The organism is Streptomyces atroolivaceus (assembly GCF_000717025.1).
Classification (GTDB): Bacteria; Actinomycetota; Actinomycetes; order Streptomycetales; family Streptomycetaceae; genus Streptomyces; species Streptomyces atroolivaceus.
On record NZ_JNXG01000018.1, the window covers coordinates 338327 to 353328 of the forward strand.

General features: G+C 68.6%; 11 protein-coding genes and 1 pseudogene. 7 read left to right on the forward strand and 5 right to left on the reverse strand.

Annotated elements, in window-relative coordinates; genetic code table 11:
- Nucleotides 1–31 precede the first annotated feature (31 nt).
- Entirely contained in the window at nt 32–877 is an 846-nt protein-coding gene (locus OO67_RS30335; protein ID WP_033304947.1) for a GNAT family N-acetyltransferase, read from the forward strand.
- 290 nt (nt 878–1167) lie between these two features.
- Here the strand turns inward: OO67_RS30335 and OO67_RS30340 are convergent, their stop codons facing one another.
- Nucleotides 1168–2058 carry a TIGR03620 family F420-dependent LLM class oxidoreductase gene (locus OO67_RS30340; RefSeq protein ID WP_033304948.1) on the reverse strand — a complete coding sequence of 297 codons (891 nt, stop codon included), beginning with the start codon at nt 2056–2058 and terminating at the stop codon, nt 1168–1170.
- A 440-nt stretch (nt 2059–2498) separates the two neighbouring features.
- Between OO67_RS30340 and OO67_RS30345 the strand changes: the two genes are divergently transcribed.
- The gene (locus OO67_RS30345; protein WP_033304949.1) at nt 2499–3572 is read left to right on the forward strand and encodes a glycerophosphodiester phosphodiesterase family protein; all 1074 of its coding nucleotides are present in this window, start codon (nt 2499–2501) and stop codon (nt 3570–3572) included.
- Nucleotides 3573–3698: 126 nt separating this feature from the next.
- Here OO67_RS30345 and OO67_RS30350 read toward each other — a convergent pair whose 3' ends face one another.
- Nucleotides 3699–4913, reverse strand: a complete 1215-nt coding sequence (locus OO67_RS30350) for an MFS transporter (RefSeq protein ID WP_033304950.1) — start codon at nt 4911–4913, stop codon at nt 3699–3701.
- A 646-nt stretch (nt 4914–5559) separates the two neighbouring features.
- Nucleotides 5560–6171, reverse strand: a complete 612-nt coding sequence (locus tag OO67_RS30355) for a hypothetical protein (protein WP_033304951.1) — start codon at nt 6169–6171, stop codon at nt 5560–5562.
- Nucleotides 6172–7093: 922 nt separating this feature from the next.
- On the opposite strand from OO67_RS30355, the gene OO67_RS30360 reads away from it, so the two are divergent.
- Together OO67_RS30360 and OO67_RS30365 are read left to right on the forward strand one after the other, a co-directional pair.
- Entirely contained in the window at nt 7094–7297 is a 204-nt protein-coding gene (locus tag OO67_RS30360) for a cold-shock protein (protein ID WP_014158060.1), read from the forward strand.
- 538 nt (nt 7298–7835) lie between these two features.
- On the forward strand, nt 7836–9158 hold the full coding sequence (locus OO67_RS30365) for a geranylgeranyl reductase family protein (RefSeq protein ID WP_033304952.1): 1323 nt from the start codon (nt 7836–7838) through the stop codon (nt 9156–9158).
- Nucleotides 9159–9432: 274 nt separating this feature from the next.
- Here OO67_RS30365 and OO67_RS30370 read toward each other — a convergent pair whose 3' ends face one another.
- The gene (locus OO67_RS30370) at nt 9433–9744 is read right to left on the reverse strand and encodes a hypothetical protein (RefSeq protein ID WP_033304953.1); all 312 of its coding nucleotides are present in this window, start codon (nt 9742–9744) and stop codon (nt 9433–9435) included.
- A 561-nt stretch (nt 9745–10305) separates the two neighbouring features.
- Between OO67_RS30370 and OO67_RS40215 the strand changes: the two are divergent.
- Together OO67_RS40215 and OO67_RS40220 are read left to right on the forward strand one after the other, a co-directional pair.
- Nucleotides 10306–10599 (forward strand): annotated as a pseudogene (locus OO67_RS40215) (DUF3662 domain-containing protein); the annotation flags it as partial.
- Nucleotides 10600–11439: 840 nt separating this feature from the next.
- A complete protein-coding gene (locus OO67_RS40220) occupies nt 11440–12576 on the forward strand; it encodes a MinD/ParA family ATP-binding protein (protein ID WP_341864667.1) in 1137 nt (378 codons plus the stop codon).
- A 346-nt stretch (nt 12577–12922) separates the two neighbouring features.
- On the opposite strand, the gene OO67_RS30380 is transcribed toward OO67_RS40220, so the two are convergent.
- Nucleotides 12923–13831 carry a LysR family transcriptional regulator gene (locus tag OO67_RS30380; protein ID WP_033304955.1) on the reverse strand — a complete coding sequence of 303 codons (909 nt, stop codon included), beginning with the start codon at nt 13829–13831 and terminating at the stop codon, nt 12923–12925.
- 145 nt (nt 13832–13976) lie between these two features.
- Here OO67_RS30380 and OO67_RS30385 point away from each other — a divergent pair, with 145 nt between their 5' ends.
- Nucleotides 13977–14987: an aldo/keto reductase gene (locus OO67_RS30385; protein ID WP_033304956.1), complete on the forward strand. Its 1011-nt coding sequence runs from the start codon at nt 13977–13979 to the stop codon at nt 14985–14987.
- Nucleotides 14988–15002 lie beyond the last annotated feature (15 nt).

Below are 15002 nucleotides of genomic sequence, written 5' to 3' on the forward strand. Positions count from 1 at the left end.
TGTACCCGCAGGAACAGACTGGAAGAGGGACATGGCAGAGTACGAGATCACGACCGCCGGCATCCGGGACATGGCGAGGTTCCTGGAGTGGGCCGACGACGAACAGTGGAACCCGGGGAAGCTGGACCATCTCCCCTTCCACGCGGCCGACCCGCACGGATTTCTCCTGGGGAGGCTGGACGGGGAACCCGTCACCTCCGTCTCCGCCGTACGGTACGGAGCGGACTTCGGGTTCGTCGGGTTCTACATCGCGCGGCCCCCTGTCCGCGGACAGGGATACGGGATCCGGACGTGGCAGGCGGCCATGAAACACCTGGACGGCCGGAACGTGGGCCTCGACGGCGTGATCGCACAGCAGGACAACTACCGCAAGTCCGGGTTCCGCACCGCCTGGAACCACGTGCGGTACGCGGGAGTGCCGGGCTGGGAGAAGACTGCCGGGGACATCGCAGTGGTCGATGCGGGATCCATTCCCTTCGGCAGTCTGGCGTCCTACGACCGCCGCTTCTTCCCCGCGCGCCGGGACGCCTTCCTCTCCTTGTGGGTGGGGGTGCCGGGCCACACGGCCCTCGTGGCGCTGCGGGAAGGCGAGTTGAGGGGTTTCGGAGTCGCGCGTCCTGCCGAATCCGGCGCGCGCGTCGGCCCTCTCTATGCCGCTTCCGACGACATCGCTGTCGCCCTGCTGAACAGCCTGTCGGCAGCTCAGCAGGGGGCGCCGGTGGCGCTGGACGTGCCTGATGTGAACGTGGCGGCGGTCAGGCTGATGGAGCGCCTAGGACTTGAACCGACCTTTGAGTGTGCACGGATGTACACCAGGGACACACCCGACATCGACATGGCAGGCATCTTCGCTGCGACCACCATCGAACTCGGATAGCACGTCGACTTCCTGCGATCGACTCCGTCCATGTCATGCCGGAGGCCGGTACCGGCCTCCGGCATGACGGTGAGGGGGCCGCAAGGGATGACCACGCCGCCCACGACAGGCGGATCCGCTGTGGCGGCGAGGCCGAAGTCGTGGCGGCGTGTCTGACGGTGCGCTGTGCTCGTCCACGAGGTGGTCGTGGTCGCCGACCGTACCGCCACAGGTCCTGACGGCTCATGAGCTCAGGACCGGCAAGGCTCCGAGGTGGTCCTGCCGGCCCGGCCGCCTCTGGGACTCACCCGCTACAGCTCACCGGCGAACGCCCCGGCCAGCTCGCGCCATTCGGCCCTCGGGAGGCCGCCGCCGCCCTCGTCGGCGGTGAGGACCTGGAGCGCCACGTGGTCGGCGCCGGCGTCGTGGTACTCCCGTGTCCGGGCCTTCACACGTTCGGCGTCACCCAGGGCGAAGAGGGCGTCCAGGAGACGAGTACTGCCACCACCGTCGAAGTCGCTCTCGGTGAATCCCAGGCGCAGCAGATTAGCCGTGTAATTGGGAAGTTGGAGGTACATCGCCAGCATGTTCCGCGCGGTGGCGCGGGCCCGGTCGATGTCGGTGTCGAGGACCACCGACAGCTCGGGAGCGAGGAGTGCGCCGGGGCCGAGCGCCGTGCGTGCCTCCGCGGTGTGTTCGGCGGTGACGAGATAGGGGTGGGCGCCCAGCGTCCGGCCGGAGGCGAGCTTCAGCATCTTCGGGCCGAGCGCTGCGATGATCCGGCGCTCGGGGCCCACGGGCGGGGTCGTGGTGTCGAGCGCGTCGAGATAGGCGGCCATCGCGCTGTACGGCCTCGAGTACTGCGGCACCATCGGGCCGTGGCTGACGCCCAGACCGAGCACGAACCGCCCGCGTGCCGACGCTTCGATCTCGGCGATCCGGGCCGCTACCTCCTCGGCGGACTGGTCCCAGATGCTCAGGATGCCGGTGGCCACAGTGACCGTGCGTGTGGCGGTGACCACAGCCGCGGCGTCCTCGATGGAAGGGCTGCCACCGATCCACAGCGTGCCGTACTCCAGTTCCTCGAGCTCGGCCACCGCCTCCGCGATCGCTTGTCTGCCCGGGCCGTCCGTCCGCGACCCGTGCAGGGCGCTGCTCCAGATACCGACCCGTCCGAATGCCTCACGTGTCTCAGAAGTCATGGTGTGCTCAACAGCGACACTCACCCCCTATTCCCGGCTGGACGGGGTTCATCCGAATGGGTGCCGGTCACGGCAGCGCCACCCGGACCCCGTACCGGCGAAGTGGCCCCCCTCGGGGCCTTTGAGCGCGTAGCTGAGCGGGTACGTGGCCGGATGAACCGAGGTGACCTGAGGTGCCGACCCCACAGGGAACGTGGAGCGGCTTCCAGAACTTGAGGTGGGGCGGCGGTGACATCCGCAGACCAGGGCGAAGGTGAAGGACGGACGGTCCTCCCGGATCGCAACGGCGCGGACGGAACCTCACGACCGGCGGCTTGTGTCCACATAGGGACCGACCGTTCCACGGACGTTCACGATGTCCTTGCCGAGGGGCTGTGTGCGAGCCGAATCCCCGGGATTGGCTTCGCGACGTCCAGTTCTACGCAACAGACGAGGCACCCATGGCCCTGAGACACTCAGCCGTCGCCCTTGCTCTTCTCTCTGCGCTTGCCTTCCCGGCGACCGCGCAGGCTGCCATGGCCGCTCACACGCATGAGCCGGTTCGGAAAACCGCGTTCGACCTGCAGGCCCACCGCGGAGGCCTCGGCCTGACCACGGAGGGATCCCTCGAGGGCTTCGGTAAGGCGCTACGCCTGGGTGTCAGCACTCTGGAGCTGGACACGCAGGTCACCAGGGACCGGAAGGTGGTCGTGACACACGACCGGCAGGTCAGCGCTCAGAAGTGCAAGGACACAGCGCCGCTGACGACGGGTGACCCGATGTTTCCGTATGTCGGCAAGTACATCAAGGATCTGACGCTCGCCCAGGTCAAGACGATGGACTGCGGATATCAGCAGTTGCCCGGATTCCCCGAGCAGGAGCAGATCAAGGGCTTCCGCATGGTTGAGCTGAGGGACGTCCTCGATCTGGTGAGGAACTACGGGGCCAAGCGGGTCAAGCTGAACATCGAGACGAAGGTGGAGGCCGGAGCACCCGAGCAGACCGCGCCGCGCAAGCTCTTCGTCCGTCGTGTCTTCGAGGAGATCCGCCGTTCCGGTATCGAGAAGCAGGTGTCCGTCCAGTCCTTCGACTGGGGGGCGTTGAAGGAGATGCACGAACTCGCACCTGCCTACCCCCTCGTGGCGCTGACGAACTACGACTTCCTCCAGGTGGGGAAGCCCGGAGCTTCGCCCTGGCTCGGCGGAGTCGACGCCGATGACTACGACGGAGACTTCGTGAGGGCTGCCGCTTCCGTCCCGGGGGTGACCACACTGTCCCCGAACTACGGATTCCCGCAGAACGGTACGATCGGCGACCCCGAGTTCCGCTTCTACCCCGACAGGAAGATGATTCGCGACGCACACCGGCGTGGGCTGAAGGTCGTCCCCTGGACCTGTGACGACCCCGCCACCATCGAGGCGCTCATGGACATGGGCATCGACGGCATCATCACCGACTACCCCGACCGCGTACGGGAGATCATGGCCGCCCGTGGTATCCCTCTGCCCGTCTCGTACCCTGCGCCGCGACGCTGACGACCGGCGCGCCGCCCACGGCAAGCGAGTGCCCACATCCGGCTCGCCGTCGCCTGCACCGTCGTCCTGGGAGAGGCGCACCCGACCACGACCGGGGGTGCCGGTCGGAGTGGGAACGCGCCTTGCTCAGCGGTGACGAGGCCGCAGCACTCCGGCGAGCAGGAACGCCAGCAGTCCGGCAAGTGGCACCACCAGAAGACCTGCCCGGAGACTGGTCGCGTCGGTCACCAGGCCGACGATCGGAGGCGAGGCCAGGAACCCGAGGCGCATGAGCCAGGAGACGATCGCCAGCCCTGAGCCGGGCTTGAGGCCCGGAAGTTCGTCCGCCTCGTGCATGGCCGCGGGTACCAGCGTCGCCACCCCGAACCCCGCCGCGGCAAAGCCGAGAATCGTGCCGGGGACGGTGGGGACAGCAAGGGCAAGGCCCATGCCGGCTGCTGCTATGAGGCCGCCTGCTCGCGCCACCGTACGCTGGCCGAACCGGTCGACGAGCCGGTCGCCGATGATGCGTCCGACGAACTGGGCCCCCACCAGAGCGATGTAACCGAAGGCCGCGAGTGTGATCGATGCTTGCAGCGAGCCCGAGAGGTAGAGCGTCGCCCAGGAACTGCCCGCGTCTTCGACGAGGGTGCCGGCCGTCGCGATGAGGACGAGTGCGGCCAGCACGTACACGGTGCGCCGGCCCGGCACCGCAGGGCCCGCCGAGCGTTTCACGAGGCCGTCGCCGTCGCCGTCGGATTCCGGGACCCGGTCGTTCTCGGGGCCGGTCAAGCAGAACCGCAGGGCGACACACGCCGCGATCGCGAACACCACGGCCGAGAAGGTCAGGTGCTGGCCCCTCGAGAGGCCGAGCGCGATCGCCGCGGCGGCCATGGACCCCCCGGCGACGGCGCCGATGGACCAGATCGCGTGGAAGGAATTGATGATGGAGCGTCCGTAGCGGCGCTGCACCCGCAGTCCATGGGCGTTCTGCGCGACGTCGGTGACGGAGTCCATCGCTCCGGCCAGGAACAACGCTCCCGCGAACAGCGCGACCGAGTCGGCCAGGCCGGCGGCGAGAATACCCGCACCGGTCAGCAGGGTGCCCGTCACCGCCGCCCGCGCCGACCCCAGCCGGCGGATGGCCGCTCCGGCTGCGAGGCCTGCCACGAGGGCCCCCGCCGGGAAGGCTGCGACGGCCAGCCCGTAGACGGCGTTGCTCATGTCCAGATCAGCTTTGATCTGCGGATATCTCGGCAGGAGCTTGGCGAAGAGAGCCCCGTTGGTGAAGAACAGTACGGCTACGGCTGCACGAGCCCGCCGTTCGGCCTGAGCGGGCCGGCTCGGTGTGTCAACGGTCATTCGAGAACCATATATATCAGGCGTACGAACGTACACTCGCCGCCTGTGCGGCACATGCTCCACGGGACCGGGTCGTGTGGCGACAGGCCAACGGCCCCACCGTCGAGTGCCGGTTCCCATGGCCAGGCAGGGCGTGGTCGACCGCCTCGGCACCGCACCCCGAAGGAGGGACCTGCGAGACGATGCGCCTTCCAGCCGCGCGGCGCCGCGATGTGTCATGACCTACGTCGAGAAGAGGGCGTCCACGTGAGGGCATCGCCGTCCGGTCACATCCCTGCGGGCGCGTTCGCGGGATCATATGCCCCACGTGCACCCCAAGCCGTCCGCTCCGTGCGCACACCGGTCGAACCCTCGGGCGCACGGCCGGGCGGGCACTTCGGACGCGAGAGGCCGGTGGTGCCGGTGTGGCTTACGTCCGGCGGGGGAGTGGGGGTTCATGACCGGGGGTGCCGAGGGCGCGTGACACCGACACCTCAGAGGTGTAGCTCAGCGAGTGGCACCACGGATGCGCACGGTGCACTCGGGCCGGTACGCAGACCTACCAGCGCCTGGCATGTACCGTGCGTGGGCTCCGGCCGACGGCCGACCGGCAGCGTCGTACTCACACGCCCTCAGGCACTCCCGCCGTCCATTCTTCTGAGCTCGGTTACTTGGCAGGCTCCGCGACTTCGTCGCGCTTCGCAGCCGGCACCGGGCTGTAGTAGACGGAGCGTCCCTGCTTGGAGCGCTCCAGCAACCCTTGGGCGACGCCGTGCTCGAGAGTGTTGCGGACCACGGTGACCTGGGCCGGGCGCTGCGGGTGGGTCTCCGTCAGGGCGGCGGTCACCTCGGCGGCGGACTTCGGCTCCCTCTGATCCGCCAGATATCCGGTGACCAGCTCACGCCACGTCGGCTCGCCGGCCTCCTTGGGTGCTGCCGTCTTGGCGGCGGAGGTCTGCTGCGCGGCGCGAGTGCGAGGCTTGGACCCCTCTCCTCCTCCCTTGGCGGAGGACTTTCCCTTGGCCTGGCGGGCGGCGGGCACGGACGCCGCCGCCTTCCGGCCGTTGCCCTTGCGGGCAGCCGGCTTTCCGGGGCCACCCAGCACCTCTTGCATCTTGACCAGGATCTGCTCACCCTCCTCCAGGCGGACGAGCTCGTCCTGCAGCCGGGCCAGCTCGGCACGCGCCTGCTCCTGCTCGGTCCGGTTGGCGGCGAGATCGTCCGTGATCCTCTGCGCGTAGTCTGCGCTGATGCCGGATGTAGGAGTGTTTTCGGACATGCAGTCCTCGTCTTTCGTCGTGTCTCAAACGGGTATGGGCGGCTGATGCTACCCACAAACGAAGGCAACGCCCCAGTGGATGCCGATTTACCACAGATGCAAGGCCTTCCTCGGCGCTCGATCGCAAGGAACCGGGGCGTGCTGCTTCACAGGTTGAGGTTCCCAACGCCACGCTGAATGCGAGTTGTTGGCGCGAAGTTGCGGATGCAGGAACCGCGATCAGGAAGTTCGGGCGGGCGAGCCGTTGGTCGTCCGGCCGGAAAGTCCTCTCTGGGCAAGCTGTCTGCCGAGGAGCGGTACACCGTCGAGCTCCGGCCCTCGTGAGGCCGGGTCCCCACACGGGTGGACGCGAACGAGCGACGGCGAGCAGTGCGGGCTGGTGCGGCGAGACCGGTCTCGGCGTCACCCCTGGTGGGGCACTCGCCTCCTCGTTCAGGGTGGGCAGGTGCGGGGCGCGGATGTCCGCGACCGCTTCGGCCGCGAGCCCGGGAGCGTGAAGTCGGACCATCGCCCCTGTGCCACCCGGCATGTACGAAGGTGTCAGGGCTTCCACGGTTTTCACGTCGGTCCGTGAGCACTGCCTTCGTGCGCGGTTCGCTGACGGGAGGACCTTGCCGGGGCGCCGGGAAGGTCTCAGCGGTCAGCCGTGATCATTCGTGGGACGAGGGTCGACGATCCGGCGGCAGGAGTCCGTAGTTCGTGCACAAATCGTGCCGTAGGAGTGAGTCGGGTCCACTGGATGTGCACATAGCGTCGTTGCTCTCTGGTGGGGGCCGGTTTCGCCATGTAGCGTCACTGCCAGATGTCGTGGTCCGCCGTACCTGCCCGCGCTTCGGTGCGGGCGTTCTGCTGTGCCGGTTCGGGCCATGACATCTCCGGGACCGCGCGGTGCGGCGCCGGATATCAACGGGAAGGCACGAGCATGGCCAGCGGAACCGTCAAGTGGTTCAACGCCGAAAAGGGTTTCGGCTTCATCCAGCAGGACGGCGGCGGGCCGGACGTCTTCGCGCACTACTCCGCCATCAACGCCACTGGCTTCCGGGAGCTCCAGGAAGGCCAGGCCGTCACCTTCGACGTCACCCAGGGCCAGAAGGGCCCGCAGGCGGAGAACATCACGACTGCCTGATCCGGTAGTCGAGTCGCCCAGGCCCCGGACACGATCCGAGGGCCTGGTGCCGACACAGCCGGCGTAGGCGTCCGCCGGGGGCGGACAGATGTACGTCTGCCCCGGCCCGGGGCGTCGAGCGGGCAACGTCAGGCGGACTCGCGCAGTTTCGTCATGCCGACGCGGGCCGCAGCCCCCGCCGAGACAGGCCCCGGTCCGAATAGCTCCCGCGTCCCACATCGAGGTGGGCGCGGTTCGGGGAGCGGAGAGGCCTTGCTCCAGAGGACACCCACCCTGAGCACCTGTTCGTGCAGGGGGTTGTCCAGCCGCCCACGGCCGTGCCCGGCCTCGCAAGGGAGCGAACTGCGTCGACTGGGGCGGCGTGTGTCGTCGCCGGCCACGGTCGAGCACATCTTCACGTCCTGCCTGAGGGGGTGTTCCGGGCTCGGACGGGGTATGTGCTCGGTGCGCAGGCCCCGAGTCCGGTCTGCGGAACGGCTCACGATGCCGACGTCACGTCGGATGTCCCGACTCACCCTGCTCACTGAGGAGTCAGCAAGTGGAGACGGACGAGGGTGCGAGTGCGGGTGATCATCAGGCGCAGGTGATCGTCGTGGGTGCTGGTCCAGCCGGTTCGGCTACGGCCCTGCACCTGGCGCGGGCCGGTGTGGACGTATTGCTGCTCGAGAAGGGCACCTTCCCCCGGGACAAGGTGTGCGGGGACGGCCTCACCCCTCGCGGAGTGCAGCAACTGGTCCGCATGGGCGTCGACATCGACGCTCCGGGCTGGATGCGCACCAAGGGCATGCGGTGGGTGTGCGGAGGACGCCAGGTACACATCGACTGGCCTCGCTCCGGCAGCCATCCGGACTTCGGTCTCACTCGCTCCCGGCGCGACTTCGACGACATCCTGGTCCGCCAGGCTGTGGCCGCCGGAGCACGGTTGCTCCTGGAGACGAAGGCAACGGGCCCCCTGACCGACCGTGCCGGACGCATCACCGGCGTAAGCGCTGTCGTGGGAGCCGACCAACAGCCGAGGAACTACCACGCCTCCGTGGTGATCGCGGCTGACGGCGCCTCCGCCCGAACCGCTCTGGCCATGGGGTTGGAGAGGGACCCGAGCAGGCCGGTGGCCACCGCCGCCCGCCGCTACTACCGCAGCGAAGCCCGCACCCACGACCCCTACCTGGAGCTCTGGGCCGATCTGCTCTGTTCCCGGACCGGACGTGACCTGCCGGGATACGGCTGGATATTCCCGCTCGGTGACGGCCGGGTGAACGTCGGGTTGGGCGCCCTTCCGCACAGACGTCACGGTGCGGTCGATCTGCGGGCCACCATGGAGCAGTGGGTGACACGGCTGCCCCCGCACTGGGAACTGCGGGAGGAGAACGCCGACTCGCCGCTGCGCAGCGCCGCTCTGCCCATGGGCTTCAACCGGAGGCCGCAGTACCGTCGCGGCCTGCTACTGGTCGGCGACAGCGGTGGCATGGTCAGTCCATGGAGCGGTGAAGGCATCGTCCAAGCCATGGAGGCGGGTGAGATCGCCGCAGAGACCGTCGCCCTGGCCCTGCAGCGTCCGGGCGGCGCCGGGCGTGAGCAGGCTCTGCACCAGTATGCGAGCGAAGTGAACTGCCGCTGGGGGCGCTACTACCGGCTCGGCAACACCGTCGCCGAGCTGGTGTTCGCCCGCTACGGCTACCGCCCGCTCCTCAACCGCCGAGTCATGGCCTCGCCCACTCTGGTGCACACTCTCGCCCGGTTGCTGACGCACGGAACCGACGCGCCCTCAGGCGACCTGATCGACACCGTCGTCCGCGGCCTCGTGCGGATGGTTCCCGCGCCACGTCGGCACGCAGGGGGCCTGGGCGTACGCCGTCGGTGATTCCTGAGGCGCGTCCTCCGCCCGAGAGCGACCGGATGAGCGACCGGTCGAGCGGCCCGGCAGGAAGGCCGGAAGGTCCGCTTCCTGGTATCCCACCGAAGCCACTCCGGTCGACAGCCCGGCGTGCGCAACGGCTGTGTCGGACCCTGCTCATCTGGCGGGCCTCACGACCTGTACGCCGGCCTCGCAGCCCCGTGGCCGAATCGTCTCGGTGTGGGCTTCCGGGCGCGGGTCAACCACCTCGAACCCGGCGGGCCTCCACCGCCGAACCACCTCACAGTCCTGCCAGCGACATGTCGAGTACCCCTCCCACGGCGCCGTAGAGACTGCACCGGAGGGAGTGACGTGCCCTGCGGCGCAGGGCGAACGCCAGCAGGAACGAGAACGCGAAGAGCCCACCGAGGGCGACCGCCGCCCATTGGCTGTGGATGAAGAAGACAAAGCTGATGACTCCACCCCAGACCAAGACCGGCAAGAGCGAGCCACGCAGTACGGTCCAGAACGCGACCCGCACCGCCCCGGCCGGCAGCACACGTCCATTCCACACCTCGATGTGGTTCCTGGTCACACAGTGCTCAGGGCGCATGCGGCCATCAGACCACCCCATGATTCCCGGCGGGCTGGTATGCGCGAGAGAACGCCCCGGAAGGGACGCGGACTGGTAGCAGCCCACCGCCGAGGCTCCGATACCGAGGGCCCGGCCTGTTCCCGCGACCGTGCCCCGTCGAGCGAGCGGCAGGTGCGTCGTCGGGCGGCGTGGCGCCGTGGCGGTCCGGAACAGGTGTGACGGACGAGGCAGCGGTCGCGACCGGCACCGGGACGTTCCGGGCGTCGGCTGCGCTGTCTCTGCTGCGTCACGCTCGCCGCAGACCCGGCCCGGCCGGAGGTCGGTCGCAACGCGCGACTTCGTTCGGCCGAGCCTGTCAGGCGCCCCGTCCGACGCGGCGCCCCGCCGAGGTCCGCCCCGTCGTACCCGGCCGTCGCACCGGCCCGTCGGACCAGGCATCGGCCGAAGCGGGCGACTGCGGGGACGATCGAGTGAATCGCGGCGACACACCGCAGTAAGGGGCGAAATCTGGCTAGAAACACCCAGTCAGTGAACGCACATTCGCTCAAATGGCGGGCGATCCGTACTGGAAGGCTGACAGTGGGAACGCTGAACAAGCTGGAGCAGCGCTTCGAGGCCTGGGTCAACGGCGCCTTCGCGAAAGCTTTCAAGTCTGCGGTGCAGCCCTTGGAGTTCGTCGGCGCGCTCCGGCGCGAGTGTGACGTCAATGCCAGGATCTGGAGCCACGACCGCACGGTTGTGCCCAACAGCTTCGTCATCGAGCTCAACACCGACGATCACGCATTGCACAGCACATGTCTGGTCATGCTCGGCGAGGAACTGGTCGAGAAGGTACGCGACTATGCCGAGTCGCAGCTCTACTCCTTCGTCGGCCCTCTGAAGGTGCAGCTCCAGTGCGCGGACGACCTGGAGACGGGGCGGTATCGGGTGAGGAGCCGTATCGAGATCCCGCCGAACGTCCAGCAAGCCATGGAAGCCGCCGAAAGGCGCGCCGTGGCTGCGCGTGAGTGGGGCGGCCACGGGGAGGCCATGACGTGGAGGCAACCGCCACGGTCTGTGAGCGAGGGGAAACAGGTACTGACCGTAGAACAGTTCATAGAGCATGAGCTGACGGTCGACAGTAACGGCATGCTGGTCCGAAAGGGCCTCCGGGCGGTCGCCAGGTCGTCGCAGCTACGCAGCATGAAGGATCTCGGAACGAAGGGTGCTGACGCTCCCGAGCTGCTTCCGTCCGGGCACGGGCCGTCGACCCGCCTGCACCTCGGGGACCGGCCTCCAGACGGTCCCACGGCGGGGGCCGGCCGGCCGAACGGCCTGGTTCCCGAGGTCCAGAAATGCCTTCCTGCCGGCCAGCCGCAGCCGTCTGAGTCAGATGTCGAGGACTGCTCCCGCGAAGACGCACCTCGCCGACCCGAAGAACACGGTAGATCGATGGCGGAAGCATCCCGTCGTCGACGCGCCGAACCTGTCCCCACGAGCTCTTCGAGATCCTTGAAAGGACTGAACAGTATGACGCACGACCGTGACATGAGCGTGGGCAGACCTGCACCTGATGGAGGAGAGGAAAGGCCGGACGCCTTCGGAGGCCACAGGCCGCCGGATCGGTATGCCGCGAGCGATCCTCAGTCCGCCGTATCGCGGGAACCCCGGCCGTTGGCGCGGTCGGGCGACGAGTACATGCCCGGTGAGTACGGGCAACAGGCTTCCGCGGGCGTGCCCGCTGCCAACAGCTTGGGTGCGGCCCCTCTGTCACGCCCGTACGCCGGAGCGGCGCAGCCCCCACGGTTCGCCGATGTTCCGCCGGTCAACCACCGGGCCGCGGCCAACTACGCCCCCGTAGGTCCCGACCGTTCAGGGCACGGCGCCGCTCTGGGGCACAGCTCGTCGGTCGAGCTCTCGTCGGACCGTCTTCTGCGCAACAAGGCCGGCGTCCGGGGCAGCTTCAAGAAGCTGCGTATCGGCGGCAGGAGCGCGGAACGGGTACGACAGCAGAAGCTGGCCGTGCTCCGCACGCCGGTGATGGACTGCTACAAGATCGCCGTCATCAGCCTCAAGGGCGGGGTCGGCAAGACCACCACCACGACTGCTCTGGGTGCGATGCTCGCCACCGAACGCCAGGACCGGGTCGTGGCGATCGACGCCAACCCGGACGCCGGAACACTCAGCCGCCGGGTACGCAGGGAGACGAGCGCGACCATCCGTGACCTGGTGGCCGATCTCCCGAACCTGCCCAACTACATGGCGGTACGCCGCTACACGTCCCAGTCCCCGAGCGGTCTGGAGGTTCTCGCCAACGACGTGGATCCCGCCCTCTCCACCGCGTTCAACGACGAGGACTACCGCAAGGTCGTCGGCTGCCTCGGGCAGCACTACCCGATCATCCTCACGGATTCCGGCACCGGCCTGCTCCACAGTGCCATGGGTGGTGTCCTTGACCTTGCCGATCAGCTGATCGTCGTCGCCACCTCCAGCGTGGACGGCGCTGCCAGCGCGAGCACCACCCTGGACTGGCTCAACGCCCATGGCTACGCGGACCTCGTCCAGCGGAGCATCACCGTGGTGTCCGAGGCGCGTAAGACCGGCAAGATCATCAAGCTGAACGACGTGGTGGCGCACTTCCGTGCTCGTTGCCGGGGTGTGGTGGTTGTCCCCTTCGACGAGCACCTCTCGGCAGGAGCGGAGGTCGATCTGGCGAAGATGAGGCCGCAGACCCGTGAGGCCTACTTCAACCTGGCGACTCTCGTGGCCGCCGACTTCCACCGTACCCAGCACGAGCCCGTCGGCTGGCCCGCCCTCCCGCACTCGGGGTACAACTCGGCCAGCGTCTTCTCGGCTCCTGTCTGGGGCTGAGCGCTCTCCTCCCGACCACGCAGGTGCAACGTGCAGCGGGTCGTGCGGCGCATCCGAACGGCCGTTGCCGTCCGACCCGTCGTCGCGATGAGCACACGTGGGCGGAATGACCCCGCTCCACGGTAGTGGCCGCCCCCGGCTTGCCGGGCGGCGGCCAGGGCCGGGTGCGGCGCCGGCCGCACCGAGACACGGCGGTGATCCGCGGGGTCGTGCCCCCTCTGTGGCTCCCGTCGCTCCGGTGCGCTCCCCGGCGATGAGCCACGGGGCCGGACAAGGGCGTGCGAGCCCTCATGCTGTGAAGTCGATTCCGGGGACCATGCCCGTCGTGGACGGAGGCGCCCTTCTGTCAGGGGGCTTGGGGGGAGGAGCGGTGACTGAGGACCGTCTCCCGGAACGACGCGACCACCGGGCGTAGGTCGGTGTGGTGCCACGCTGCCCAGAGGTGTACTGATTCCCGGTGCCAGGGCAGTTCGCGTACTTCGACTCCTTCGGTGGTTCCGTGGATCATGCTTCTCTGGATGAGTGCGAGCCCGAGGCCGGAGGCGACGAGGCCTAGGGCCGTCAGCGGTTCCGGTGCGTCCAGGCGGATGTCAGGCGTGAAGCCCGCTGCCGTGCAGGCGGCGATGAACGTGTCCCGGGCTGCCGGCTGATGGGACGTGTTGACGGCGATCCAGGGCAGGCCGTCCAGGTCGGGCGCTGTGATGTCCTGACGGCTCGCGAGGGTGTGATGCGCGGGGATGGCGAGGAGCAGCGGGTCCTCGAGAAGTGGTGCTGCCATCAGATCGGGATCGTCTGCTGCTGGGGGCTGCTGGACCAGGGCGATGTCGAGGCTGCGTTGCCGCAGGCCGACGAATTGTTCGTCCGCGGTCAGGCTGTAGAGGGCGACGTGGATGCCGGGGCGTTCCTGCTGCAGGGTGCGCAGTGCCGAGGGGAGCACGCCCGTGTGCATGGCGTCCGGGACGTAGCCGATGCACAGCCCGCCCTCCTCCCCGCGTCCGAGACGGCGGCCGAGGTTCTCCAGCCTGTCGGCATGCCGCAACAGCGCGCGAGCCTCGGTGAGGAAAACCCGTCCGTCGGCGGTCAGGCGGATGCGCTGCTGCATGCGCTCGAAGAGGGTGAGGCCCAGGCTCTTCTCGAGCTGGGCGATCTGGCGGCTGAGTGGTGACTGCGAGATGTGGAGCTGTTCCGCGGCGCGGCCGACGTGTTCCGTTTCGGCGACGGCGATGAAGTAGCGAAGTTGTCGCAGGTCAAGCATGTAAGACCTCGGGGGACTCAACTCAGTCCAAGCGAGTCTTGGACAGTCTCAAGTATGGATCGTAGCGTCGAGGGAGTCAGACCGGCGGACCTCGCCTTCCCTAGGAAGCGACGTCGCCCCCCTCCCCTCTCCAAGGAAACACCCCATGGGTATCGCTTCCCTACTGCCCGGACCGCTCGGCTTCGGTACTGCTCCGCTGGGCAACATGTTCCGACACGTCCCCGACGCGGAGGCGGCCGCCACCGTCGAAGCCGCCTGGGACCACGGCATCCGCTACTTCGACACCGCGCCCTTCTACGGTGCGGGGCTCGCCGAGATCCGCCTGGGCGAGGTCCTGGCCGCCCACCCGCGTGAGGCGTACGTCCTGAGCACCAAGGTCGGCCGCCTCGTCCTGGACGAACCGGAAGACCCCGCCGCCCGTGAACTCGGCGAGAAGGGAGGCCTGTTCGAGTACGGCCGCCCCAACAAGCTGCGCAACGACTACACGGCGGACGCGACGATGCGCTCGATCGAGGACAGTCTCGGCCGGCTGAAGACCGACCGGCTCGACATCGTCTGGGTGCACGACATCGCGCAGGACTTCTACGGTGACCAGTGGCTCGCCCAGTACGAGACGGCTCGCACCGGCGCCTTCCGTGTACTGGAGCAGCTGCGTTCCGAGGGTGTCATCAGGGCGTGGGGCCTGGGTGTGAACCGGGTGGAACCACTCGAGCTCACTCTCGACCTCGACGAGCCCACCCCCGACGCCTTCCTCCTGGCCGGCCGGTACACATTGCTGGATCACGCCCGTGCGCTGCAGCGCCTGCTGCCCGCCGCTGCCGAGCGGAACGTCGACATCGTCGTCGGTGGACCCTACAGCTCGGGGATTCTGGCCGGAGGGACCCATTTCGAGTACCAGGAGGCGCCCGCCGAGATCGTCAGCAGGGTGGCGCGGATCAAGGCTCTGGCGCAACGGCACGGCGTCGGCATCAAAGCCGCTGCCCTGCAGTTCTCCCTGGCCCACACCGCCACCGTTGCCGCCATCCCCGGTGCCACCAGGCCCAGCCGTGTCGCGGAGGACGTCGCCGCGCTGGGCGAGCGGATCCCGGCCGGGTTCTGGACGGCGCTGCGCGAGGAGCGGCTGATCGCGGCCGACGCTCCCGTACCCGCCGTCTGAATGCTGACCGACACC